Annotated in this window: 26 protein-coding genes; 14 read left to right on the top strand and 12 right to left on the bottom strand. The window is 68.3% G+C overall.

The genetic code is table 11. The features are described 5' to 3' along the window. Positions 1-43 precede the first annotated feature (43 nt). The 3 genes from LGR64_RS11540 to LGR64_RS11550 all read right to left on the bottom strand — a co-directional run bounded on the left by LGR64_RS11540 (position 44) and on the right by LGR64_RS11550 (position 2738). Positions 44-439 carry a cupin domain-containing protein gene (locus LGR64_RS11540; protein WP_034393376.1) on the bottom strand — a complete coding sequence of 132 codons (396 nt, stop codon included), beginning with the start codon at positions 437-439 and terminating at the stop codon, positions 44-46. After that, positions 424-1668 carry a CaiB/BaiF CoA transferase family protein gene (locus LGR64_RS11545; protein ID WP_230356181.1) on the bottom strand — a complete coding sequence of 415 codons (1245 nt, stop codon included), beginning with the start codon at positions 1666-1668 and terminating at the stop codon, positions 424-426. The genes LGR64_RS11540 and LGR64_RS11545 overlap by 16 nt, the downstream gene beginning before the upstream one ends. Positions 1669-1754: 86 nt before the next feature. Further along, on the bottom strand, positions 1755-2738 hold the full coding sequence (locus LGR64_RS11550) for a Bug family tripartite tricarboxylate transporter substrate binding protein (RefSeq protein WP_230355479.1): 984 nt from the start codon (positions 2736-2738) through the stop codon (positions 1755-1757). Between the two features lie 229 nt (positions 2739-2967). On the opposite strand from LGR64_RS11550, the gene LGR64_RS11555 reads away from it, so the two are divergent. The 5 genes from LGR64_RS11555 (at position 2968) to LGR64_RS11575 (ending at position 8196) form a co-directional block, all read left to right on the top strand. Beyond that, a complete protein-coding gene (locus tag LGR64_RS11555) occupies positions 2968-3420 on the top strand; it encodes an SRPBCC family protein (RefSeq protein WP_012205499.1) in 453 nt (150 codons plus the stop codon). Positions 3421-3520: 100 nt separating this feature from the next. After that, positions 3521-3850 (top strand): cupin domain-containing protein, encoded by a 330-nt coding sequence (locus tag LGR64_RS11560; protein WP_013802496.1) that lies wholly within the window; start codon positions 3521-3523, stop codon positions 3848-3850. A 200-nt stretch (positions 3851-4050) separates the two neighbouring features. Continuing rightward, complete coding sequence (locus LGR64_RS11565) at positions 4051-4581, top strand: sigma-70 family RNA polymerase sigma factor (RefSeq protein ID WP_088164822.1); 531 nt, start codon at positions 4051-4053, stop codon at positions 4579-4581. Beyond that, the gene (locus tag LGR64_RS11570) at positions 4578-5570 is read left to right on the top strand and encodes a FecR domain-containing protein (protein WP_141832345.1); all 993 of its coding nucleotides are present in this window, start codon (positions 4578-4580) and stop codon (positions 5568-5570) included. The genes LGR64_RS11565 and LGR64_RS11570 overlap by 4 nt, the downstream gene beginning before the upstream one ends. Positions 5571-5670: 100 nt before the next feature. Continuing rightward, on the top strand, positions 5671-8196 hold the full coding sequence (locus LGR64_RS11575) for a TonB-dependent siderophore receptor (protein WP_230355480.1): 2526 nt from the start codon (positions 5671-5673) through the stop codon (positions 8194-8196). Positions 8197-8205: 9 nt separating this feature from the next. Here LGR64_RS11575 and LGR64_RS11580 read toward each other — a convergent pair whose 3' ends face one another. Further along, a complete protein-coding gene (locus tag LGR64_RS11580) occupies positions 8206-9003 on the bottom strand; it encodes a hypothetical protein (RefSeq protein WP_416046443.1) in 798 nt (265 codons plus the stop codon). Positions 9004-9115: 112 nt separating this feature from the next. Continuing rightward, a complete protein-coding gene (locus tag LGR64_RS11585) occupies positions 9116-10624 on the bottom strand; it encodes an aminotransferase-like domain-containing protein (protein ID WP_230355481.1) in 1509 nt (502 codons plus the stop codon). A gap of 160 nt (positions 10625-10784) precedes the next feature. On the opposite strand from LGR64_RS11585, the gene LGR64_RS11590 reads away from it, so the two are divergent. Next, a complete protein-coding gene (locus tag LGR64_RS11590; RefSeq protein ID WP_185750944.1) occupies positions 10785-11405 on the top strand; it encodes a LysE family translocator in 621 nt (206 codons plus the stop codon). 14 nt (positions 11406-11419) lie between these two features. On the opposite strand, the gene mnmH is transcribed toward LGR64_RS11590, so the two are convergent. The 3 genes from mnmH to LGR64_RS11605 form a co-directional block, all read right to left on the bottom strand. Continuing rightward, a complete protein-coding gene (mnmH, locus tag LGR64_RS11595) occupies positions 11420-12484 on the bottom strand; it encodes a tRNA 2-selenouridine(34) synthase MnmH (RefSeq protein ID WP_185750945.1) in 1065 nt (354 codons plus the stop codon). A 240-nt stretch (positions 12485-12724) separates the two neighbouring features. Beyond that, positions 12725-13849, bottom strand: coding sequence for a serine hydrolase domain-containing protein (locus LGR64_RS11600; RefSeq protein ID WP_230355482.1), 1125 nt, complete (start codon positions 13847-13849; stop codon positions 12725-12727). Positions 13850-13884: 35 nt separating this feature from the next. After that, entirely contained in the window at positions 13885-14472 is a 588-nt protein-coding gene (locus LGR64_RS11605) for a retropepsin-like aspartic protease family protein (RefSeq protein ID WP_141832357.1), read from the bottom strand. A gap of 136 nt (positions 14473-14608) precedes the next feature. Here LGR64_RS11605 and LGR64_RS11610 point away from each other — a divergent pair, with 136 nt between their 5' ends. Next, on the top strand, positions 14609-15376 hold the full coding sequence (locus tag LGR64_RS11610) for a DsbA family protein (protein WP_141832359.1): 768 nt from the start codon (positions 14609-14611) through the stop codon (positions 15374-15376). Positions 15377-15442: 66 nt separating this feature from the next. Here the strand turns inward: LGR64_RS11610 and icd are convergent, their stop codons facing one another. After that, complete coding sequence (gene icd, locus LGR64_RS11615) at positions 15443-16705, bottom strand: NADP-dependent isocitrate dehydrogenase (RefSeq protein ID WP_012205489.1); 1263 nt, start codon at positions 16703-16705, stop codon at positions 15443-15445. A 209-nt stretch (positions 16706-16914) separates the two neighbouring features. Between icd and LGR64_RS11620 the strand changes: the two genes are divergently transcribed. From LGR64_RS11620 to LGR64_RS11650, 7 genes are all read left to right on the top strand, one after another. Next, positions 16915-17136, top strand: a complete 222-nt coding sequence (locus LGR64_RS11620; RefSeq protein ID WP_012205488.1) for a hypothetical protein — start codon at positions 16915-16917, stop codon at positions 17134-17136. A gap of 215 nt (positions 17137-17351) precedes the next feature. Then, positions 17352-17804, top strand: a complete 453-nt coding sequence (locus LGR64_RS11625) for a DUF192 domain-containing protein (protein WP_141832549.1) — start codon at positions 17352-17354, stop codon at positions 17802-17804. 9 nt (positions 17805-17813) lie between these two features. Further along, positions 17814-18185 (top strand): DUF2946 family protein, encoded by a 372-nt coding sequence (locus tag LGR64_RS11630; protein WP_141832361.1) that lies wholly within the window; start codon positions 17814-17816, stop codon positions 18183-18185. Positions 18186-18307: 122 nt separating this feature from the next. Further along, positions 18308-20515: a TonB-dependent receptor gene (locus LGR64_RS11635; RefSeq protein WP_141832551.1), complete on the top strand. Its 2208-nt coding sequence runs from the start codon at positions 18308-18310 to the stop codon at positions 20513-20515. Positions 20516-20529: 14 nt separating this feature from the next. Next, on the top strand, positions 20530-22062 hold the full coding sequence (locus LGR64_RS11640) for a PepSY domain-containing protein (RefSeq protein ID WP_230355483.1): 1533 nt from the start codon (positions 20530-20532) through the stop codon (positions 22060-22062). A 23-nt stretch (positions 22063-22085) separates the two neighbouring features. Continuing rightward, positions 22086-22577 carry a MarR family winged helix-turn-helix transcriptional regulator gene (locus LGR64_RS11645; RefSeq protein ID WP_012205483.1) on the top strand — a complete coding sequence of 164 codons (492 nt, stop codon included), beginning with the start codon at positions 22086-22088 and terminating at the stop codon, positions 22575-22577. Next, positions 22574-23359, top strand: a complete 786-nt coding sequence (locus LGR64_RS11650) for a DNA alkylation repair protein (protein ID WP_230355484.1) — start codon at positions 22574-22576, stop codon at positions 23357-23359. Before LGR64_RS11645 ends, LGR64_RS11650 begins: the two co-directional genes overlap by 4 nt. Here the strand turns inward: LGR64_RS11650 and fur are convergent. The 3 genes from fur to ykgO form a co-directional block, all read right to left on the bottom strand. Continuing rightward, positions 23346-23795 carry a ferric iron uptake transcriptional regulator gene (gene fur / locus LGR64_RS11655; protein ID WP_013802513.1) on the bottom strand — a complete coding sequence of 150 codons (450 nt, stop codon included), beginning with the start codon at positions 23793-23795 and terminating at the stop codon, positions 23346-23348. The genes LGR64_RS11650 and fur overlap by 14 nt on opposite strands. Before the next feature lie 197 nt (positions 23796-23992). Next, positions 23993-24553, bottom strand: a complete 561-nt coding sequence (locus LGR64_RS11660; protein WP_013802514.1) for a gamma carbonic anhydrase family protein — start codon at positions 24551-24553, stop codon at positions 23993-23995. Further along, complete coding sequence (gene ykgO, locus LGR64_RS11665) at positions 24550-24699, bottom strand: type B 50S ribosomal protein L36 (RefSeq protein ID WP_013802515.1); 150 nt, start codon at positions 24697-24699, stop codon at positions 24550-24552. The genes LGR64_RS11660 and ykgO overlap by 4 nt, the downstream gene beginning before the upstream one ends. Between the last annotated feature and the right edge of the window lie 44 nt (positions 24700-24743).

The following is a 24743-nucleotide window of genomic DNA, read 5'->3' on the forward strand; positions in this document are numbered from 1 at the left end:
TGCTTGTTGCTGTTCGCTTGTCGTGTCTGTGGGGTGACGGTGCTCAGGCTGCCGGCCGGCGCACGCGCTCGGGGTTCTCTGCGTAAGGCGGGCTGTAGAAGACCAGCAGGCGCACGGGCTCGGCGCTGGTCACGCGGAAGATGTGCATGCAGTCCTCGGGGAAGAAGCAGGTGTCGCCGGGCTGCATGGCAAAGCGTTCCTTGCCGTCCGGGGTGTCGATTTCCACCTCTGCCGTGCCGGCCAGCAGGTAGCAGGCCTGCTCCATGCCGGGGTGGGCATGGGGCAGCGCGCCGCCGCCCTGCTCCAGCGTGCCCAGCACCAGTTCCATGTGGCGCGCGCCCACGTTGGCGGCGCTGACCAGGCGCCGGTTGACGGTGCCGTGGTGGTTGGCGGGGCTGTAGCCGGGCACGTCTTGTTCGCGGATCAGGTAGCGGGGCATGGGCGGTTTCCTTCTGTTTGTGCTTGTGCTTGCGCTTGTGTTTGTGGTGGGGCGTCTTGCAGCGCGGCAGCCTGGCTGCAGGCGCGGCTGGCCTGCAGGGCGGCCAGTTCGGCCTCGGTCAGGCCCGCGTCGCGCAGCACCTGCAGGGTGTGTTCGCCCAGGCGCGGCGCGGGGGCGGCGCGTTCTGCGGGCGGCGTGGCGCTCCAGCGCGTGGGGCTGGCCGTGGTGCGCAACCGGCCTTCGCTGGGGTGGTCTATCTCGTGCACGAAGCCGGTGGCCTGGTGCTGGGGGTCGGCAATCAGGTCCTCGGGCGAGGCCATGGGCATGTTGGGCACGTCGGCCGCGTCCAGCAGCGTGCGCCATTCGGCGGTGGTGCGCCCTGCCATCAGCCGCGAGACTTCGGCATAGACGGCATCGATGTGCAGCGCGCGCTGGCTGTGGGTGGCGAAGATGGGCTCGGCCATGCGCTCGGGCTGGCCTATGGCGTTGAAGAAGCTGTGCCAGTGCTTGTCGTTGTAGATGAGAACGCACAGGTGGCCGTCGCTGGTGCGATAGGGCCTGCGGTGGGCCGTGAGCAGGCGCGCATAGCCGGGGCCGCCCAGTTGCGGCTCGAACGACAGGCCCGCCATGTGGTCGCCCAGGATGAACTGGGTCATGGCCTCGAACATGGGCACGACCACAGCCTGGCCCTTGCCGGTCTTCTCGCGCGCATAGAGAGCGGCCGTGACGGCGTAGACCGCGTGCAGGCCGGTGACGCGGTCGCCCAGGGTCATGGGGGCATAGGCCGGCTCGCCGCCGCCGTATTGCTGCGCCAGCCAGGGCACGCCGGTGGCGCCCTGGATGAGGTCGTCATAGGCGGGCCGGGCCGCATGGGGGCCGCGCTGGTCGAAGCCGCAGCAGCTCACGTGGATGATGCGCGGGTTGCGCGCCGCCACGTCCTCGTAGGCCAGGCCCAGTCGCGCCATGGCCTGGGGCCGCACGTTGCTGACCAGCACGTCGCAGCCTTCGGCCAGGCGCAGCAGGGCCTCGCGCGCGGCGCCCTGCTTGAGGTCCAGCACCACGGAGCGCTTGCCCTGGTTGGCCTGCAGGAAGATGTGGCCCATGGCGGGGTTGCGCATGGGGCCGACGTGGCGCATGTTGTCGCCCTCGGGCGATTCGACCTTGATCACCTCGGCCCCCAGGCCCGCAAGGATCTGGGTGGCAAAGGGGCCCATGACCACCGAGGTCATGTCCAGCACCTTCACCCCGGCAAGAGGGCCTTGCTGTCCCTGCTGCTCCTGCTGTCCCTGCTGCGCTTCTTGCATGCCGGTCTCCCTCACTGCGCCTCGATGCCGGCCTGCTTGACCAGTTGCCCCCAGCGGGCCATCTGGTCCTTCACATAGGTGGCGAACTCCGCAGGCGTGGCCGTGGGCCAGACCTCGAAGCCGACCTGGGCCAGTTGCTCCTGCACGGCCTTGTCCTTGAGGATGGCCTGCAGCTCGGTGTTCAGCCGCTCGGTGATCTCGGCGGGCATGCCGGCCGGGCCGAAGATGCCGTTCCACGACGTGATGTCGAAGCCCGGCAGCGTCTTGCCGATGGCCGGCACATTGGGCAGCAGGGTGGAACCCTTGGCCGCCGTCACGGCCAGGGTTCGCACGCGGTCGGTCTTGATCGTGCCCCAGGCCGAGCCCAGGTCGGCCACGTAGACCTGGATCTGGTTGCCCATGAGGTCGGTCAGCGCCTGCGGGCTGGACTTGTAGGGCACGGAGGTGATCTGGGTGTGCGTGACGTACTTGAAGGTTTCCGAGGCCACCAGCGAGGTGCTGTTGGGCGTGCCGTAGGACAGGCGGTCGGGATTGGCCTTGGCGTAGTCGATGAGTTCCTGCACGGTCTTGGCAGGAACGGAGGGATGGACCAGCAGCGCGAACGGCAGCTCGCCCACGCGCGCCACGGGCGTGAAATCCTTGACGGGGTCGTACTTCAGGCCCTTGACCAGCCAGGGGTTGGCCGAGTGCGAGGTGTTTGTGGTCATGAACAGCGTGTAGCCGTCCGGCTTGGCCTTGGCCACATGGTTGGCGGCAATCTGGGCATTGGCGCCGGCCTTGTTGTCCACGATCACGGGCTGCCTGAGCCGCTCGCCCAGCCGGGTAGCCACCAGGCGCGCCACGGCGTCCGTGCCGCTGCCGGCCGCGAAGGGCACGACCAGGGTGATGGGATTGGAGGGGTAACCACCCTGCGCCGACACGGAGGGCGCGGCCACGGCCGCAATGGTGCTGATAGCGCCAAGGGCCAGGGCCCTGCGCAATGGGGAATGCTTCATTTGCTTGTCTCCTGTTTCCTATCCTGTTTTCCTATGGAAGGCGGCGCTGTGTGTCCAGCGCTCGCCGCCATGGTGCGGGCGTCAATGATTCAAGTCCAATTCTTTAAAACCAAGCAAGGATTCGATTTATGAATCATTGAAACCCTCTTCAGCCTCCAGATCCCGCCTCTTGCACACGGACTGCATCGGTGCGAGGCTGGCAGCCCTGCACCACGCCAAGGAGTTCCGCATGTCACACACCGTCCACACCATCCGGCTGCACCGCGTCCTCAAGGCGCCGCCGCAGCGCGTGTACCAGGCCTTCACCACGGCCGCTGCCCTGGCCAAATGGCTGCCGCCCCACGGCTACATCTGCGAGGTGCCCGAGTTCGACGCCCGGGTCGGCGGGCGCTACCGCATGGCCTTCGTCAATCTGTCCACGGGCGGGCGAAGCGGCTTCGGCGGGGAGTTCCTGGACCTGGAGCCCGGCCGGCTGGTACGCCATACCGACCGCTTCGACGACCCGCAACTGCCTGGCGAGATGATCACCACCATCACGCTGCGCGAGGTGTTCTGCGGCACTGAAATGGATGTGACCCAGGAAGGCGTGCCCGCCGTCATTCCCGCCGAGGCCTGCCACCTGGGCTGGCAGGAATCGCTGCAGTTGCTGACCCTGCTGGTGGAGGCCAGCGTGCCGGGCTGAGACCCTGCACAAGCCCCTGCTGTCACACAGCTGCGGTTGATGAATTCCCGTGCTTCGGAGGACAATGGCAGTATTGCCCGCCAACGCCCGGAGGTCCGCCATGGCCACCCCCTTTGCACTGACCGCTCAAGCCATCGATGTCCTGCCGTTTGGTGCGCGGCTGGCGGGCGCCCGGACCTGCGCCCTGTTCAAGTCCCAGGACATGGAAGTCATCCGCGTGGTGCTGCGCGCCAGCCAGTCGCTGCCGCCCCACAAGGTGCCGGGCAGCGTCAGCCTGCACTGCCTGGAAGGCGAGCTGGAGGTGATGCTCGGCGAAAGCCGCCAGTCCCTGCAGGCCGGCCAGCTGATGCACCTGCCGGCCAACATGGCGCATGCGGTACGCGCCATCGAAGACACCTCCGCTCTGGTCACCATCGTTCTGTGCAGCTGAACGGCTGACGCGGATCATGCAGCCTCGCGCGCGGCCTGCCCGCGTGCGAATGGTTTCGCCTACGCCTCATTTGCGATTCATTCTCATTACCAAATCTATAATCACGCCTTTCTCGTTAGCTCACGCCATGGACGCAGCCGCCGCCAGCCCTTCGCAATGCATGACGAGCCCCGTGATTGCATTCGTTGAATGGACGCTCCATGGACGCGCAGATTTCCCAGTCCGCCAAGGCGACAACCAGCGTGGAAAGCCTGTACCACAGCCACCAGAACTGGCTGCAGGGCTGGTTGCGGCGCCGGTTGGGCGACTCCTTCGACGCGGCCGACATGGCGCAGGACGTGTTCATGCGCCTGCTCACCCGCCAACCCGGCCCTGACGCAACCGGCCTGCGCCAGCCCCGCGCCTACCTGAGCACCATTGCCCATGGCCTGCTGGTGGACCACTGGCGCCGCCGCGAGCTGGAACGTGCCTGGCTGGAAACCCTGGCCCTCATGCCCGAGGCGCAGGCCCCCTCGCCGGAAAGCCGGCTGATCTTCCTGGAAACCCTGGTCGCCATAGACCGCATGCTGGATGCCTTGAAGCCCCGCGTGCGCAGCGCCTTTCTGTGGGCGCAGCTGGAAGGACTCACCTGCCCGCAGATCGCCGAACGACTGGGCGTGTCCCTGGCCACGGCCGAGCGCTACATCGCCACGGCCCTGCGCCATTGCTACGCACTGCGCTTCGGGGCATGAGCAGCGATCTTTCGCCCGGCCTGATCGACGAAGCCATCCAGTGGTCCGTACGGCTGGACTTCAACACGCCCAGCCCCGCCACACGGCAGGCCTTCGAGCAATGGCTGCATGCGCAGCCCGCCCACGCCCTGGCCTGGGATCGGGTGCAATCACTGAGGACCGACTTTGGCCGCATGCCGCAACGCCTGGCACTGGACACGCTGGATGCAGCGCAGCGCCTGCGCCAGTCCCGCAGCGTCTCGCGCCGCCGCGCCCTCAAGCTGCTGTCCTTGTCCGGAATCGCCACGGCAACGGGCTGGATGGCCTACAGCCACATGCCTTGGCAGCGCCTGCTGGCCAGCGCCAGCACCTCGGTGGGCGAGCAGCGCACCGTCAGGCTGGACGATGGCAGCACCATCGTGCTCAACACGGACACGGCCATTCGCACGGAGCTGGACCCGCAGCAGCGCCTGGTGGTGCTCAGCCGTGGGGAAATCCTGGTGACCACGGGCGCCGACGAGACTGCACCCGGCCACCGGCCCTTCAGGGTGCGCACGCCGTTTGGCGATCTGCAGGCCCTGGGCACGCGCTTTGTGGTCAGGCTGCACAAGCATCGGGCCCTTGTCAGCGTGCAGGAAGGCGCCGTACGGCTGACGCCTGCAAAGGCCGCAGACAGCGCCGCACGGCAAACCGCGATGCCCGGCTCGCCGTGGTGGCTGTCGGCCGATGCCAGTACCCCGGCACCTCCCCCGGACTTTGGTGCGGACGACTGGGCAGATGGCGTGATGGCAGGCCGGGCCATCCGCCTGGGTGACCTTCTGGCGGAACTGGGGCGCTACCGCCATGGGCACATCAGTTGCGACGAGCGCGTGGCAGGCCTGCGCCTGTCGGGCACCTTCCATGTGCGCCAGACCGAGCAGGTGCTGCAGCTCATCGCGCAGACGCAGCCCGTGAGCATCAGCCGGCGCACGCGCTGGTGGGTTCATGTGGGGCCGGCATCCGGCCAGTGATTTCCACTTTTTTTCAGAAAAAGTGAGGGGATCCGGATTTTCGTACGGCCTGGGAATGAGTCCTTAATCCTTTCCCGTATTCCATCCAGGAGAACCCAGCATGTCCCGTCATCACCCGCCCAGGCCCGGTAGCCAACCGCAGTGGCGCCCCCGGCCGCTTGTCACCCTTGTGCAAGCGGCCGTCATCGGCATGGCGATGTCGGCCCTGGTGCCTGCAGGCGCAGCATGGGCGCAGACGGCCACAGGCCAGGCCGGAGCGCTCACGCGCGATTTCAGCATTGCAGCAGGTCCGCTCGATGCGGCACTGGATCGCTTCTCCCGCGCAGCGGGCGTCAGCCTCTCCTATGACCCGGCACTGGTGGCGGGCCTGCGCACGGGCGGGCTGACCGGCAGCCACGGCGTGTCGGCCGGGTTGCAGCAACTGCTGGCGGGCAGCGGCGTGGCAGCCGTGCAGCAGCCTGGCGGAGGCTTTTCACTGAAGGCTGCCGCGCCCTTGCCTGCTGCGGCAGGTCCCACCCCACCGTCTTCCGCCAGCACGCTGCAGACCGTCAATGTGACGGCCGATGCGGAGCGCAGCAGCGCCACGGAAGGCACGGGCTCATACACCACGCCCAGCATGGCCAGCGCCACGGGGCTGAACCTGTCGCAGCGCCAGACGCCGCAGTCCGTGAGCGTGGTGACGCGCCAGCAAATGGATGACTTCCACCTGAGCACCCTGCAGGACATTGCCAAGGTCACGCCCGGGCTGTACGCCAAGAATCCGGCCGTGACCGATTCGGAGTCCACCTTCTACGCGCGCGGCTTTGCGCTGGAGCATGTGAATGTGGACGGCCTGCCGCTGGACGTGACGGGCTTCAATTCGCGCAATGTCTCGGCCGACCTGCTGATGTATGACCGCGTGGAGGTGGTGCGCGGCGCCACGGGCCTGATGGATGGCGTGGGCGCGCCTTCGGGCTCGGTCAACCTGGTGCGCAAGCGCCCTACGGCCCAGCCGCTGCTCAATGCCACGCTGGGCCTGGGCAGCTGGAACAACCGCCAGGCCTCGCTGGACGCAAGCCGTGCGCTCAATGCCAGCGGCAGCGTGCGCGCTCGCGTGGTGGGCGGCTGGCGTGACAGCGACAGCTTTGTCGATGTCACCAACACCCGCAATGCCAGCCTGTACGGCATCGTGGAAGCGGACCTTACGCCCGACACCACGCTGGGCCTGGGCGCCTACCGCCAGCGCACGCGCACCAAGGGCGTGTTCACGGGCCTGCCCACCCTGCCCGATGGCGGCCATATGGACCTGCCGCGCTCCACCTTCCTCAACAACGCGGAGTCTTTCCAGAACCGCGACAACGATGGCGTGTTCGTTGATCTGGAGCAGCGCCTGCGCAACGGCTGGACGGTCAAGCTGGGCATCAACCATGTCGAGGCCGATTCCGACATCCGAAACACCACCAACAGCCGCGTCGCGGGATCGACCACACAGCTGGAGCAGTCCGAGACGGGCTGGCGCTACGGCACACGCCAGACCGTGGCCGACCTGCGAGCCCGGGGCCCGGTCGAGTGGTTCGGGCGCACGCACGAGATCGCCGTGGGTGCCAGCTACCGCAATGACAGCTCCCGTGCGGCCGAGACCTGGGGGTCGTCGGCCTCGCGCATCGTCGACATTGCGAACTGGAATCCCTACTCCGCGCCCTGGACCGGCTCAGTGCCTGCCAATGGCGACCTGTGGGGCCGCAAGACGCGCGAAAAAGCCATCTACGCCAGCGGCAACTTCAGCCTGGCCGATCCGCTGCACCTGATTCTGGGCGGGCGTCTGGGCTGGTACGAGCAGGACACGACGGGCTGGTACACCGGCACGCCCAACTGGAAGCGCAGCCTGGACGAGAGCGCCAGGTTCGTTCCCTATGCGGGCCTGGTCTATGACGTGGATGACAGGCATTCGGTCTATGCCAGCCTGACACAGAGCTACCAGCCCCAAAGCTCGATGGACGTGCGGGGCAACACCCTGGACCCGATGACAGGCACCAACTACGAGCTGGGCGCCAAGGGCGAGTACTTTGACGGGCGACTCCATGCCAGCGCCTCGGTGTTCCGCATCACGCAGCGCAACCGTGCCGTGCGTGACGATGCCAATTGCCCCACCAGCGGCGCCATCAGTTGCTTTCGCGCGGCGGGCGAGATCCAAAGCGATGGCCTGGAGTTGCAGCTGTCCGGACTGCTGCAGCCCGGCTGGCAGGTTTCGGCCGGCTACACCTATGTGCGGGCGCGCTACACCAAGGACCGGATTGCCACCAACATCGGCCAGCGCGTGAGCACCGACGAGCCCCAGCACCTGCTCAAGCTCTACACCAGCTATCGCCTGCCCGGCGAGTACGGGCGCTGGAGCCTGTACGGATCGCTGCATGCGCAAAGCAAGATGTTCCGCCGCGAAACCGGCTTCGAGACCACCCAGCGCAGCTACGCCCTGCTGGGCCTGGGCGTGGGCTACCAGGTCAATGCCAATGCCCATGTGCAGCTGAGCGTGGACAACCTGCTGGACCGCCGCTACTACCAGGATCTTGGCTATTCATGGTCGGGGGGCCTGGCGCGCTACGGGGCACCGCGCTCGGTGGCCGTGACGCTCAGCTACAGGCTCTGAGGCCGCGCCTCAACGCACGGGCAGGAACTGCATGAAGGGCCCCGCCACCAGCCCCTGCCCGTAGCCGATGAAGGAGCGCCTGTAGCGCTCGGTGGTGTAGTTGGCGATCAGGTCCAGCCGGCCGATGATCTTGCCCATCTCGCGCTCGAAGCTCAGGTTGCGCGCGTCGTCGCCCAGGTGGTTGGACAGCAGCAGCGGCCCGCCCGCTGCGTTGCGCCGTGAGTTGAGAATCCAGTTGGCCACTTCCACGTTGCGTGCAGCGTTGTAGATCAGCTGCGGGTCCAGCCCATGGACCAGGGTGAAGCTGGTGCGCCCGCCGTGGGCGGTGATGATGGTGTCGGCCAGCGCATGGACGAAGGCGGCCACGCGGTCGCCCTTGAAGTCGGGCTGCAGCGCCAGCGAGAGCGCGGCCACGTCCTGGGCACCGTGCAGGTCGGCCCAGGGCTGGCGCTCGTTGATGGCGATGCGCACGTAGGCGGATGCGGCCTCGCGGCTTTCGGCGGTTTTCTTCCATTCGGCCGGGTTGCGCAGGTAGAGCTTGTCCATGATGCGCATCAGGCTGTCCAGGTTCTCCTTCATGGCCAGCGTGGCCATGCGGTTGCTGTCGGACTGCACGATTTCGCTGGGCTCGAACGAGGCACCCTCCACCTTGCCGCGCGGCGCGGGCGTGTCGGCACAGCCCGCTGTCAGCAGCAGCGCCAGCACCGGCGCCAGGCGGCGCGCCGCGCCGCCTCCCGGTCGGGGCTGGCTGTCGTTCACCCCGGCTCTGCGGCCGGCCTCCCCTGGCAAGACAAGCTCAATAGTCATCCCGGAACGATAGCAGCGCGCTACCGGGGCGCCGAGGCCCGATGCCATGTCTTACATGCCCTGGCGCCGGCAGCGTCAACCTCCCGTCAGGCAGTGTTGCTGCACCATCCAGTCATCCACCGCCCCGGTGCTGCGCCAGCAGGTGGCCAAGGATCTTCCAGGTCTGGGGCTGCTCCACCATGGGCACGGGAATGCGCAGCATGCTGCCCGCGGCCTGCCTGGGCGAAAACAGCAGGCCCGGCGCCAGCAGCAGGCCCTGCGGCGCGGCATTGCGTGCCAGCACCTCCGAATCCACACCGCAATCCACCCAGGCGAACATGCCGGCCTGCGGTTCGTGCGGGGCGCGGCAGTCCAGGGCTTCGAGCATGCGCAGGCAGCGGTTGCGCGCGCGGTCCACGCGCTCGCGCAGGCGGTCCACATGCTTGCGGTACTGGCCATCGGCCAGCACGCGGTGCACCACCTGCTCGCCCGGCAGTGCCGTGGTCAGCCCGCCCAGCAGCTTGAGGTCGGTCAGCCGCCGTATCAGGTCGGTGTGCGCCGCCACATAGCCCACGCGCAGGCTGCCGGCCAGGGTCTTGGAGTAGCCGCCCACCAGGAGCACGCGCTGCAGCCGGTCCATGGCGGCCAGGCGCACGGGCACGCCGGGCAGGAAGTCGGAGTAGGTGTCGTCCTCGGCCAGGTAGAAGTCGTGGCGCTCGGCAATGCGCAGCACCTCGTGGGCCACGCCCGCCGACAGGGTCTGGCCCGTGGGGTTGTGCACGGCCGTGTTCAGGATGAAAAGCCGGGGCTGGTGCTGGCGGGCCAGCCGCTCCAACGCCTCCACGTCGGGGCCGCCGGGCAGGCGGGGCACGCCGACCACGTTCACGCCCAGGGCGTTGAGCCGGCCGAAGATGAGGAACCAGCCAGGGTCTTCCACCAGCACCGTATCGCCGGGCCGCACCAGGCTGCGCACGATCAGGTCCAGGCCCTGGGTGACGCCGGCCACGGTCATCAGGTGGGCCTCGGGGTGGGCAGGCACGTCCTGGGCCTGCAGCACCGAGGCGATCTGCTGGCGCAGCGGCAGGTAGCCCTGGGGCACGCCATAGGTCAGCAGGCTGGTGCCCGTACTGCGGCCGACGGCGCGCAGGGCCGAGGCCAGCATTTCCTGGTCCAGCCATTCCGGCGGCAGCATGCCCGCGCCGCCCGAATGCTCCGTGCCTTCGCGGAACATGCTGCGCAACAGAAAGGCGGTATCGAAGGCGGCGCCCTGCTCCAGCGTGGGCAGGCCTTGGCTGGCGCGCGGCACGGCCTGGGCCGCACGCCGGGCGCTGACGAAGACGCCTGAGCCGCGCCGCGAATGCACCAGGCCCTGGGCGGCCAGCCGGTCATAGGCCTGCACCACGGTGTCGCGGCTCACGGCCGCCTCTTGCGCCAGCGCACGCACGGAAGGCAGGCGCGAGCCCGCGCGCAGGCCGTGGTGGCGGATCAGGCCGCCGTAGTGGTCCACCAGCTGGTCCACCAGCGAGAGGTCGGAAGACCGCAGCGGGCGCCAGGGCGCAGCGGCCTGGAAAGCCGTATCGGAGGATGCGCGCGGTGTCTGCGGTGTATTCGGCGTGGCGGCCGGATCAAGTGTCAGGGTCATGATGGCAGGCCAGTTGGTAAATTGTTCTGGCAAAGTGTACTGCTACTGTACCGGCAACTGCCACCAACTGCGATTAGCATGGCCTGACGGCGCCGCGGCCTGCGGCATGCGCAGACAGGGCGCCGGATTGCCAGCCCTGCCAGCCTTGTCTGTTACCACCATGTCCTTCGATACCGCTCACACTTCGTTCCTGCTGCCGCTGGCCATGTTCGCCTTCGTCAGCTCCGTCACGCCCGGCCCCAACAATGTGATGCTGACGGCCTCGGGCGCCAGCTTCGGCTACCGCCGCACGGTGCCCCACATGCTGGGCATCACCCTGGGCGTGGTGGTCATGGTGCTGCTGGTGGGCGCGGGCCTGGGCGCAGTGTTCGAGCGGCTGCCGGTGATCTACACCGCGCTCAAGTACCTGGGCGCGGCCTACCTGGTCTGGCTGGCCTGGAAGATTGCGGGCAGCGGCGGCATCGACGGCGGCAACGCGGGCGCCCGGCCGTTCGGGTTCTGGCAGGCGGCGGCCTTCCAGTGGGTCAATCCCAAGGCCTGGATCATGGCCATCGGCGTGATTGCCACCTACACGCCGCGCGAGGATTTCTTCGTCAATCTGGTGCTGGCCGCCCTGGTGCTGGGCATCGTGAACTATCCCAGCGTCAGCGTCTGGACGCTGTTCGGCAGCGCCGTGGGGCGCGCGCTGCGCTCGCCGCAGGCACTGCGCCGCTTCAACTGGGGCATGGCGGCCCTGCTGCTGCTGTCGCTGTACCCGGTGCTGGCAGATTCACACGCCTGATCCACCCGGCTGCTTCATGCGGCCGATGTCCCATCCAGCGCCAGTATCTGCTGCGCCAGCGCGGCGATGCCGGCCTCGCTGAGGTCGTCGGCCTGCACCCTGCGGCGCGTGCGCCACTGCGTGAAATGCCGCTCCTGCGAGCGCTCGTAGTGCGGGTCGTAGTGCTGGGCCATGAGCTCGGAGAAAAGCGGCGAGAGGCTGCGCTCATGCGCCCAGGCCTGCCAGCGCGAGATGGTCTCCTTGCCCTGCAGTTCCTTGAGCCAGCCCAGCTTGTCGGCCAGCGTCTGCGGATCGTCGCCCAGGTAGGCGTAGTCGCGCAGCAGGTAGGCCAGGCGTGCCTCGGGCGTGGCATCGAGCGCAATCACGGGCGACTGGCGCATGTGCTCGACCAGCACCAGCGGCAGGGACACGCGGCCGATCTTGGCGCTCTCGCCTTCCACGTACACGGTGCGCGACGGATCGAAACTCTCCAGCTGCTGGGCCAGCAGCGTCTCGAAGTATTTCTGGCTGGGCTGCTCCACGCCGGGCAGGTTGCCCAGCAAGGAGCCCTTGTGGCTGGCATAGCCCTCAAGGTCCAGCACCTGCTCGCCGGCCTCGGCCAGGGCATGCAGCACCCGGGTCTTGGCGCTGCCGGTGGCGCCGCACAGCACCTGCAGGCGCAGCTGGGGCACCAGGCGGTCGATCAGCTCGATTACATGGCCGCGATAGGACTTGTAGCCGTTGGCCAGTTGCTGGGCATCCCAGCCGACCAGGCGCAGCCAGGTGACCATGGAGCCGCTGCGCAGGCCGCCGCGCCAGCAGTAGACCAGCGGCTTCCAGTTGGCGGGCTTGTCGGCAAAGGTTTCCTGCAGATGGCGCGCCAGATTGGCCGAGACCATGGCCGCGCCCAGGCGCTTGGCCTCGAAGGGGCTGACCTGCTTGTAGATGGTGCCGATCCGGGCGCGCTCCTCGTTGTCGAGCACGGGGCAGTTGATGGCACCGGGAATGTGGTCCTGCGCGAATTCGGCAGGCGAGCGGGCGTCGATCAGGGTGTCGAACTGGTGGCGGTCGGCGATGCGGATGGGCTGGCGGTGGGACACGGGCAAACGGTGATCTGGCGATCATGCGGGAGGCAGAAACAACCGGCGCCATGGCCTCAGGGGCTCATGGGCCGGCACCGGAACCAGGAAAGTGGATCGAGCCTCGACACGCACCGGCCCGCCCCGCTTCGCGCCCTGCTTGCGCGAGCCGGGCATGCGGCCGACCTTGGAAGCGAGGATTCTCGCACGCCCGACGTGCCCGCGCTCGGCTGTCAGGGCAAGGCTGTCAACGCCAGGCAGTCAACGCAAGGCAGCGGCGATCAGGCCCTGCACGGCGGCCACGCGCTGCACCTGCTGGGGGCTGTCGTAGTTGCCCATGAAGACGGCATACACCAGCGAATGCTGGGGCACGACCACCAGCCGCTGGCCGCCCAGGCCGATGGCCATGTAGTACGCCAGGCCCGCGCGGGTCTGCCCCACGTACCAGTGGTGGCCGTAGCGCAGGCCGGGCCAGGCGTCCACGCGCGGCTGAATGGATTGCACATTCCAATGCCGGGGCACCAGCGCCCGTCCCTGCCTTCCACCCGGCCACTCGCCCTGCTGCAGCACCAGCTGGCCAATGCGGGCCAGGTCCCGCGCCCGCAGGCGCAGGCCGGAGGCGGCGGCCGCCTCGCCGTTGGTGCCAGGCGTCCACTCGGCCTTGTCGATGCCCAGCGGAGCAAACAGCTTGTGCCGCGCATAGTCCAGCAGGGGCATGCCGCTGCCCTGCGCGATCAGATGGCCCAGCAGGGCCGTCGCCCCGCCGCTGTAGCACCAGCGTTCGCCGGGCGGGGCGACGATGGGCTGCTCCAGCACGTAGCGGTAGCGGTCGCTGCTGCGCTCCATGGCGATTTCGCTGTTGCGCGGGTCGGAGTACGGAAGGTCCTCGTCCCATTGCAGGCCCATGGTCATGCCCAGGGCATGGGAGACCAGGATGGCGCGCCGGCCCTCATCGGCCGCCAGATCGCCGTAGGCGGGAAACGCCTGTACCAGGGGCGTGTCCAGCGCGGGCACCTTGCCCTCGGCCAGGGCCATGCCGTACAGCAGGCCGACGACGCTCTTGCTGACCGAGCGCACATCGTGCAGGGAGTCGGCGTTGAAGGCCACCTTGCCCAGCGGCTCGCCCCAGCGCTCGTCCTCGCCCTCGAAATAGCGCTCCAGCGCCAGCCGGCCGTGGCGCATCACGACGACGGCGTGCAGGTTCGCCAGTTCTCCACTCTGCACGCCCTGGTCCAGGCGTTCGCCCAGGTCCTCGGCCAGGCCGGTGCCGGTGGAAGAGGCACCGCCCTGCCCCACGCTGGCACAGGCCGTGCAGCCCAGCGCCGCCAGGGCTGCGCCCGTCTGCAGCCACCTGCGCCTGTCGGTGCGAAAACCGTTGTTTGTCATGTCCCTCTCCCTTACTTTGTTAGTTACTTGCGTACTTACTGCTTGGGCGAAGACCCGCTGCCGCGCGGATGGATCAGCATGCGGTCACCGCGTATTTCCACATCGAACTGGCGCAGGAAGTTCTGGCCCAGCAGCGCATCCCTGTCCGTGCTGCCGGTATAGCCCGTGCCCACGCGCAGGCCGCTGACCACCAGGGAGGCCACGCGCACCTGCTCGGCCACCACCATGCGGCCGTCGCGCTCGCCATTGGCGGTGCGAAAGCGCACGGACTCACCGCCGTCCAGGCCTGCGCGCTCGGCCAGCGGCTCGGTCACGCCGACCATGCTGGCGCCCGTGTCCACCAGGAACAACACGGGCTGCCCGTTGACGGCCCCTTCCACGCGGAAATGCCCATCGCGGTCACGCGCAATGGCCACCGTGCCATCGGCCTGGACCTTGACGCCGGCCGGCTTCAGGTACATCTGCATGGCCCAGTACAGCACGCCCATGACCAGCAGCCAGAACAGCAGAAAACCCAGCATGCCGCGCCGGGCGACGGACTGGACGCTGGGCTCGGCGGCCGGGGCGGAGGCAGCGGACGGATCGGACGGATCGGACGGAGGCGGCGTGGATTTGAGGCGCATGGCAAGCAGACGGGATCGGCGATGGCAGCACGGTGGCTGCACGGCGGCAGTCGCCCATTCTGCCTGCGGCCCTGCCCCGTCACGGGCAAGCCAATAGCCGCTACAGTGGGCGCCTTCATCACAGCCCGCTCCTGCCATGACCACGACCGCGCAGCCGCCCTTTGTCCTCCACTACATCTTCGACCCGCTGTGCGGCTGGTGCTATGCCGCCGCGCCCCTGGTCAAGGCCGCACGCAACGTGCCCGGCGTCACCCTGCAATGGCATGGCGGCGGCATGCTCACGGGCGCCCATACCCGCACCATCACGGCCGACTGGCGCGGCCACGTGATGCCGCACGACCAGCGCATTGCCGAGATGACGGGCCAGCCCTTCGGCACGGCCTACTTCGACGGCCTGCTCAACGACCTGGGCGCCGTGCTGGACTCCGAACCGCCCACCACGGCGCTGCTGGCCGCCGAGGAACTGGCGGGCCGGGGCCTGGACATGCTGGCGCGCCAGCAGCAGGCCCACTATGTCGAAGGCCGCCGCATCAGCGATCCGGCCGTGCTGCTGGAACTGGCCCGGGACCTGGGCCTGGACGTGGCGGCCTTCACCGACGCCTTCCAGCGCCTTTCGGGCGCCGCAACCCAAGCCCATATCGCCCAGTCGCGCGAATGGCTGGACCTGGCACAAGGCCAGGGTTTCCCGACCTTCGCGCTGGAGTTCGACCACCCCGAGGCAGAGCAGCCGGGCCAGCGCGCCATACAGCGCATCGACATCGGACCCTGGCTGGGCGATGCACAGGGCTGGGCAAAGCAGCTGGGCGAGTGGGTGCAGCAGGTTGCGACCATCACCGCCGGCGAGCAGACAGCGCCCCAAGGCGAGGATTGCGGGCCCGATGGCTGTGCGCTGCCCAAGAACTGACCCGTCAACGCCCGTCAAAGAAAAACCGCGCCCTGGCGCGGTTTTTTCATGGAGCGCGGGCGCCCGTCAATCCATCTTGGAGATCATCACCTCGCCAAAGCCGGAGCACGACACCTGGGTGGCGCCGTCCATCAGGCGGGCGAAGTCGTAGGTCACCTGCTTGCTCTGGATGGCCTTTTCCAGCGCGCTGATGACCAGGTCGGCCGCTTCGCGCCAGCCCATGTGGCGCAGCATCATCTCGGCCGAGAGGATTTCGGAGCCCGGGTTCACATAGTCCTTGCCCGCGTACTTGGGGGCCGTGCCGTGCGTGGCCTCGAAGCAGGCCACGGAGTCGGACATGTTGGCGCCGGGCGCAATGCCGATGCCGCCGACCTGGGCCGCCAGCGCGTCCGAGATGTAGTCGCCGTTGAGGTTGAGCGTGGCCACCACCGAGTACTCGGCCGGGCGCAGCAGGATCTGCTGCAGGAAGGCGTCGGCAATGGAGTCCTTGATGACGATGTCGCGGCCCGTGCGAGGGTTCTTGAACTTGAGCCAGGGTCCGCCGTCGATGGGCTGGGCGCCGAACTCGCGCGCGGCCAGCGCGTAGCCCCAGTCGCGGAAGCCCCCTTCGGTGAACTTCATGATGTTGCCCTTGTGGACCAGGGTCACGCTGGGCTTGTCGTTGTCGATGGCGTACTGGATGGCCTTGCGCACCAGCCGCTCCGTGCCCTCGATGGACACGGGCTTGACGCCGATGCCCGAGGTCTCGGGGAAGCGGATCTTCTTGACGCCCATCTCCTTGACCAGGAAGTCGATGAGCTTCTTGGCGTTGTCGCTGCGCGCCTCGTACTCGATGCCCGCGTAGATGTCCTCGGAGTTCTCGCGGAAGATGACCATGTTGGTCTTCTCGGGCTCCTTCAGCGGCGAAGGCACGCCCTTGAAATACTGCACGGGGCGCAGGCAGACGTAGAGGTCCAGCTCCTGGCGCAGCGCCACGTTCAGCGAGCGGATGCCGCCGCCCACGGGCGTGGTCAGCGGGCCCTTGATGGAGACCACGTACTCGCGCAGGGCCTGCATGGTTTCCTCGGGCAGCCAGACATCGGGGCCGTAGATGCGCGTGGATTTCTCGCCTGCGAAAACCTCCATCCACTGGATCTTGCGCTTACCGCCATAGGCCCTGGCCACGGCGGCATCCACCACCTTGATCATCACGGGCGTGATGTCCACGCCGGTGCCGTCGCCTTCAATGAAAGGAATGATGGGCTGGTCTGGCACGTTCAACGACATGTCGGCGTTGACAGTGATCTTCTGGCCCTCGGCCGGCACCTGGATGTGCTGGAAGCGGTTCATGGGGACGGGTCTCCGTTGGCTGGTGCACGAGGCAAGAGTGAATGCCCGGATCGGGCACGAATTTGGTGCAGAAAATTCTAACGACAATCGGGCCGCCCTCCTGTCAACGGCGATACAGTAAACGCGTTGAGCATGTGCGGTGCATCAAGAATTTCGCACCGTTGTCTGATTCAACTTGGCTTCTACCGCTTTTCTAGGAAATGGCATATATGAAAAAACTCCTCGCTGTCCTGATCGCCGGTTCGTTTGCCGCAGGCGCCTTCGCACAGGCCGCCGCAGCACCCGAAGCGCCGATGTCGGCTCCCACGGCCGCTTCCGCAGCTGCACCCGCTCACACAGCCAAGAAGGCCAAGGTCGCCAAGAGCGGCAAGCACTCCGGCAAGAAGCACGCCAAGCGTTCCACGAAGAAGGCACACAAGGCCGTGGCCTGATCCATGCCGCGGGATGCCAGCCGGCATCCCCTCGAAAAAAGCCCGCAAGTCAGCAATGCACTGCGGGCTTTTTGCCGCCCGCCCGGCCATGATGGCCCGGCCAGGCCGATTTTTGCGTCCGGCCACGCGCCCCCTGCGACAGAATGTGCAAGATGACGAAGCCTTCGACACCCCTCCACACATCCCTTTCCCGCCGCACGCTGCAGCGGTTGCTCATGGCCGCCTGCCTGGCTGGCGCCGCCGTATCGGCAGGCGCACAGCCCCAGGGCAACCCCCAGATGAATCTGCGCCGCGTGGAGTTGACGGCCGGAATCCATCGCATCGATGCCCAGGTGGCCGCATCGGACCGCGAGCGCGCCATCGGCCTGATGTTCCGCCAGGAGATGCCCGCGCAGGAGGGCATGATCTTCGTCTTCGAGGTGCCCGCCGTGCAGTGCTTCTGGATGCGCAACACTCTGCTGCCGCTGACCGCCGCCTTCGTGGCCGATGACGGCACCATCGTGAACCTGGCCGACATGAAGCCCATGACCGAGGACTCGCACTGCTCGGCCAAGCCCGTGCGCTATGTGCTGGAGATGAACCAGGGCTGGTTCGCCAAGCGCGGCCTGAAGGCTGGCGTCAAGCTGGGCGGCAGTCTGTTCACACCGACGCCAGCCCCCAAGCCATAATCACGCCCCATGCAAGCGCTTCGCTCCTCGTTCTGGCTCACCCGGCTGATATTGGCCTGGTTTGCCGTGACGCTGGGCGTTGCCGTGGCCTCACCCCTGGTCCATCCCCAGGGATTCGAGCTGGTCTGCACGGCCAGCGGCGACGTCAAGCTGGTGGCGCTGGGCGACAGCGCAGCCCCGGGCATGGGCCACCACCAGCTCGACTGCCCCATGTGCCTGCCCGCTGGCGCACCGCCGCCGGCCCTGCCGCAGATGGCCGTGCCCCACCAGCAACCGCTGGCCCACGCGCTGCTGCCGCTGGTGGCGGCGCACATTGCCTCCGTCACACGCGCGCCGCTGCCGGCGCGCGGCCCTCCCTCGCTGACTGCCGTGTTCTCTTGAATCGCTGCCGGGCCTGCTGATGCGCGCCCGGCCCGCCTGTGCCGCGCCTGTGGCCCAGGACTGCGCCGCATGCGCGGTGCAAGACCCGGAGTCAGTTCGTGAATTCTTCCCCTTTCCCCGCGATGGCGGCGCCGGTGCGCGCGTCCACGCACGCCTTTCGTCTCCATCCACTGGCCACGGCGCTGTGCTGCGCGCTGGGCACCGCATGGGCACCTGCCGCGCACGCGCAGACCCTGGCCGAGGCGGCACTGCCCGCCGTCGAAGTCTCCGACCAGGCCACGGCCGACGCCAACGGTCTGCTGCCGCTCAACAAGACCGTGGGCACGGCCAGCCGCCTGGGCCTGACAGCGCGCGAAACACCGGCCTCGGTGCACATCGTGGACCGCGCCGCCATCGAGGCGCGTGGCGCCCAGGACACGCAGGAGATCCTGCGCTCCATTCCGGGCGTCACGGCCTACAGCCCGCCCGGCAACATCGGCATCAGCTACCGGGGCTTCGGCACGGGGTCGGTCAGCCAGCTGTTCAACGGCATCAACCTGCAGTACTCCATTGCGGCCCGGCCCGTGGACAGCTGGATCTACGACCGGGTCGAAGCCGTGGGCGGGGCGTCCGGCTTTCTGTATGGTGCGGGCGGCGTGGGCGGCACGCTGAACTACATCACCAAGCTGGCCCAGCGCGACAGCTTCACCGAAGGCCAGCTACGCCTGGGCAGCTACGGGCTGAAAGAAGCCTCCGTCGGGCTGAACCGCCGCCTGGGCGATGCCACCGACAGCCAGGGCACCACCCATTACCTGCGCCTGGACCTCAACCACCGCGATGCCGGCAGCTGGGTGGGCGGCACGCAGTCGCGCTCCACGCAGCTGGCGGCCTCGCTGCTGTCCGACCTGGGTGGCGGCCTGACGCACACCCTGGCCTACGAAGCCCAGCATGAACGGGTGGACCGCCCGTACTGGGGCACGCCGCTGCTCAACCCGCTGCGCGGCCAGGCGCGCATTGACGAGGCCACCCTCGGCAAGAACTACAACAGCGCCGACGGCCTGTATGCCCAGCGCGTGCAGTGGCTGCGCTCCATCACCGAATGGCGGGCCAGCGACCGGCTCAAGCTGAGCAACACCTTCTACGCCTATGACGCGCTGCGCGACTACCGCAACGTGGAGACCTACCGCTTCACGCCCGACAACAGCGCGGTGGTGCGCTCGGCCGCGCTGCTGCAGCGCCATGACCAGCGCATGGTGGGCGACCGCATCGAAGGCAGCTACCTGGGCGAGTTGGCCGGCCGGCGCAGCGAATGGGCCTTTGGGCTGGATGTGAGCGTGAACCGGCAGACACGCTTTCCGAACAGCCTGTCTGGCACGGTGAGCACGGTCAATCCCTACGATTTCACGACAGAAAACTTCTACGACATCCCAGGCATGGCGCCCAGATTCAGGCCCGACCGCGACAACAAGGTCACCACGACCGCCCTGTACCTGGAAAACCGCACGGCCCTCACTCCTGCCCTGCATCTGCTGACGGCGCTACGCCATGAACGCATCGATGTGGACCTGACCAACCGGCGCGATGTAACGCCCGCGCTGCCCGCCAGCTACAGCCGCAGCTACAGCCCGACGACCGGGCGCGTGGGCCTGGTCTGGGATGCCACGCCCGAGGCCAATCTCTACGCCCAGTTCTCCACGGCGGCCGATCCGCCGTCGGGCATGCTGATGGGCGCCTCGTTTGCCGACGCCATCAACAACACCGGGCTGACCACGGGCCGCCAGGTGGAGGCGGGCAGCAAGCTGTCGTTCTGGCAGGGCAAGGGAACGGCGGCGCTAGCGGTCTATCACATCACGCGCCGCAACATCTCCACCCAGGACCCGCAGGACAGCACGCGCACTGTGCTGGTGGGCCAGCAGTCCTCGCGCGGGGTGGAGCTGTCCATGGGCCTGGCGCCCACGCCGCGCTGGTCGGTCCAGGGCAACTGGAGCCATGTGGACGCGCGCTATGACAACTACCAGCAAGGCGGCGTGTCCCTGGCGGGCAAGCGGCCCACGAATACGCCCGCCAGCGTGCTCAACCTCTGGACCAGCTACCGCATCACGCCGGCCCTGGAGGTCAACGCCGGGCTGCGCCGCGTGGGAGGCATCTATGCCGATGCGGCCAACACCCTGTCCTGGCCTGCCTACACGCTGCTGGACCTGGGCCTGAGCTACCGCATCGACCCGCGCATGACCGTGGTTGCACGGCTGCGCAATGCCACGGACCGCGTCTACGCCGCCAGCCTGACCAGCACCATGGCCTACCTGGGGGCGCCGCGCACGGCCGATATCACGCTGCGCGTGGCGTTCTGAGAGAGGGCCGCGCCATGCGCCTTCACCTCAAACGCTGGCTGTTCCTGCTGCACCGCTGGCTGGGCATTGCCGTGTGCCTGTTCTTTGCGCTGTGGTTTGTCTCGGGCATGGTGATGATGTACGTGGGCTACCCCAAGCTCACCGAAGCCGAACGGCTGCGCCACCTGCCCCCGCTCAATGGCAACGCCGCCCTGCTCGCGCCCGCCGAGGCGCTGCATGCGGCCGGCATCGACGGCCCGCTCAAGGATCTGCGCCTGCATGCCGGCAGCGCCGGCCGTGCCAGCTACCTGGCCACGCCCGAGGGGCGGCGCCAGCCCGTGGCCATTGATGCGGCCAGCGGCCAGGTGCTGCCCGCCACCAGTGAGGCGCAGGCCCTGGCCAGTGCCCGCGCCTTCGCGGAGGACGGCACGGGCCTGCACTACCTGGGCACGGTGGATGAGGATGCCTTCAGCCACTCGCGCGCGCTGGACATCCACCGCCCCCTGCACCGCGTGCAGATGGACGATGCCCAGGGCACGCTGCTCTACATCTCCGGCCGCACGGCCGAGGTGGTGCGCGATGCCACGCGCACCGAGCGCGGCTGGAACTACCTGGGCGCCTGGCTGCACTGGCTGTACATGTTCCGGGGCAATGCCTTTGACGGCGCCTGGGCCGACATCGTCAACGTGCTGTCGCTGTTCGGCATTGCCGTGGCCATCACCGGCACCGTGGTCGGGGTGATGCGCTGGCGGTTCAGGCAGCCCTACCGCAGCGGCCGGCGCACGCCCTACCCGGGCCGCGCCATGCGCTGGCACCATGTGGCGGGCCTGCTGTTCGCGCTGACCACGCTGGCCTGGATCTTCAGCGGCCTGATGTCCATGAACCCCTGGCGTCTGTTCGACACAGGCACGCCGCCACTGCACATGGCCCGGTGGCAGCAGGGCCCGCTGCGCCTGACAGGGGGCGACGCCACGCCGCAGTCGCTGATTGCCGCAGCGGGCGGACCCGTGCGCGAACTGCGCTGGCTGCGCACCGCAGGCCGCACCGAGGTGCTGGCCCAGCCCGCAGCCGGCACGCCCCTGGTGCTGGACAGCGCCAGCGCAGCGCCCGCAGCCCATTCGCGCGAGGCCCTGCTGGACCGCGCGGCCGTGCTGATCGACGCACCCGTGCTGCGCAGCGAATGGCTGACCGCGCACGACCTGTACTGGTACGAGCGCGCCGAGCACACCATGATGGGCGGCCATGACAAGCCCCTGCCCGTGCTGCGCGTGGTCTTTGGCGATGCCGCGGCCAGCTGGGTGCACATCGACCCGCACACGGGCCAGGTGCTGGGCCGGCTGGACGGCACGCAGCGCCTCAAGCGCTGGCTGTTCGCCATGCTGCACAGCTGGGACTGGCTGCCGCTGCTGCAGCGCCGGCCGCTGTGGGATGGGCTGCTGCTGGCCTTCAGCCTGGGCGGCCTGCTGATGAGCGCCACGGGCGTGCTCATAGGCGTGCGCAGGCTGCGCCGCAAGCGCAGCCATCGCGCACAGGCCACTGCTTGCCTGGAGGCGCAGCCACATGGTTAGCCACCATACTGTATGCTTGCCACATGCAACTCGAACAGAAATACCAGGCCCTGCTGGCCGAGGCCGAGCGCCGCAAGCTGGACGACGTGGACAGCATGCGGCTGTGCTTCCAGACCCTGTCGCTGGCTGCGCGCATCGACCGTGACTGCGCCGCGCTGCTGGCGCCCCATGGCCTGTCCGAAGGGCGCTTCGTGCTGCTGTTCCTGCTGGAATCCGCCAGTGAAGGGCTGGCGCCCAACCACCTGGCCGAGCAGGCCGGCATCACCCGCGCCACCGTGACCGGCCTGCTGGACGGCCTGGAACGCGAGGCCCTGGCCGAGCGCCTGCCCGACCCGGCCGACCGCCGAGCGCTGCGCGTGCAGCTCACCGCCAAGGGCCGCCAGCTGGCGCGCAAGCTGTTTGCCCGGCACAGCCAATGGATCGCCGGCCTGTTTTCCAACCTGTCGCCCGCCGAACGCGGCCAGTTGGGAAAGCTGCTGGCCAAGGCCGCCGCAGGCGTGGAGGCCAGCGCATGACGGCGCCCGCCCCCCGGCGCAAGGGCGCCAACCGCAAAGTCGATATCACTCCCGAACTGCTGCAGGCCCTGTCCCTTGGCGAGATCGAGACCGCCACGCTGACCGAAAGCCTGGCCGTAGACCAAGCTCGGCTGCTGCAGGCCGTCTTTCCCGACGCGTGGCCGCAGCTGGAGGACACGGCGCAGGCGCTGGGCCAGCTGGGCATCCTCAAGCGCATGGAGTGCATTGGCGGCCTGCTGTGGCAGGCGCTGGGCCAGGCCGGCTGGCAGCGCTGCCTCACGCACCGCTCTGACACGGTGCGCGGCTGGGCCTGCTTCATGGCCGGTGCGCAGCCGGGCCTGACCCTGAGCCAGCGCCTGGAGCTGGTGCAGCCGCTGGCCGATGACTCGCATTTCGGCGTGCGCGAATGGTCGTGGATGGGCGTGCGCCCGCATCTGGCCAGCGATCTGCCGCAGGCTGTGGCCGAGTTGTCTCGGTGGACAAGGCGGCCCTCCGACCGCCTGCGCCGTTTCGCCAGTGAGGCCCTGCGGCCGCGCGGCGTCTGGTGCAGCCATATCGCGGCGCTCAAGCAGCAGCCGGAGATCGCCCTGCCCCTTTTGCAGCGGCTGCGCGCCGATGCCTCGCCCTATGTGCAGGACTCGGTGGCCAACTGGCTCAACGACGCGGCCAAGAGCCGGCCCGACTGGGTGCGCGCCCTGTGCGCGCAATGGCTCCAGGAATCGCCCGTGCCCGCCACGCACCGCATCTGCGAGCGTGCGCAGCGCAGCCTCAAGGAGAGCTAGCCTCCTGCCGGCCCGCCAGCCGTTCGCAGTCGGGCTTGATGCAGCGCCCGTAGAGGATGTGGGAGTGCTCCACGATGGCAAAGCCATGCGAGCGCGCCAGCAGCTTCTGACGCTGCTCGATCACCGCATCGTGGAACTCCTGCACCAGGCCGCAGCGCGTGCAGATCAGGTGGTCATGGTGCTCGCCGTCGTCGAGTTCATAGACCGCCTTGCCCGCCGCAAAGCGCTGCTGGCGCAGCATGCCGGCCTGCTCCAGCTGCGCCAGCACGCGGTAGACCGTGGCCAGGCTGGTGCCCCGGCCCTGGTCATGCAGCTGGCGGTAGACCTCCTCCGCCGCCAGATGCCGCTGGTCCCCGTGGCGAAAGATGTCCAGTACCCACAGTCGCGCCAGCGTGGCCTTCAGCCCCAGGTTCTTGAGGTCAGCGGAATCGGACATGCAGCCCTTTCTTGTCTCAGTGATTCACGCCACTGCGCACTACCAACCGTCCACGGTCCACGAGACTGGCGCACCCCAGCTCAGGGACACCGAGGAAGGGCCTATGCCGGCCGCGCCGCCCCGCCCCGAGGGTGTCGTCCCCCTCCCGCGCAGCGAGAGAGGGGGAAGCGGCGTAGCCGCTCAGGGGGTGCTTTGTTCTAGAACTCATTGTGGATGGCCTTGTAGCCGCGCACCAATTCGTTGTTGGTGCGGACCACGTCCTCGGAGAAATCGCTGGCGTCGGCGGGCACCTGGGCCAGCGTGGACAGATCGGTCTCCGGGCCTATGCGCGCAGTGGACGGCACATAAAAGCCCGGCGGCAGGTGGCATCCATCGACCACGGCGTTGTAGCGCACCACGCAGCCGTCATCGACCACGCAGTTGAACAGCACGCTGTTGAAGCCGATGAACACGCCATTGCCCACGGTGCAGGGCCCGTGGACGATGGCGCGATGGGCGATCGAGGTGTGCTGCCCCACGCTGACGCGCGCGCCCGACTTGGAGTGGATCACCACCCCGTCCTGGATGTTGGAGTGCGCACCGATCACGATGGGGTCGATGTGGCCGTCCGCATCCATCTCGTCGGCACGGATCACCGCATAGGGGCCGATGAAGACGTTCTCTTCCACGACCACCAGTCCGCACAGGATGGCCGTGGGGTCCACGAAGGCGCTGGCATGGATGCGCGGCAGGTCGCCGCGCGGGTTCTTGCGGATCATCCCTTGCGCCTGTTCTTTGCGCCGCCCTGGCGGGCCTTGAAGCGCGGGTTGCTCTTGCAGATGACGTAGATGCGGCCACGACGGCGCACCACCTGGCAGTCTCGATGGCGCAGCTTGGCTTCCTTGAGGGACGAGAGAACTTGCATGGAAAACTCCTTGGGTTGTAGAGAAACGGGTGCCGGCTCGCCGG

This window comes from Delftia sp. Lp-1 (genome assembly GCF_020523835.1).
Taxonomy (GTDB): Bacteria; Pseudomonadota; Gammaproteobacteria; order Burkholderiales; family Burkholderiaceae_C; genus Comamonas; species Comamonas acidovorans.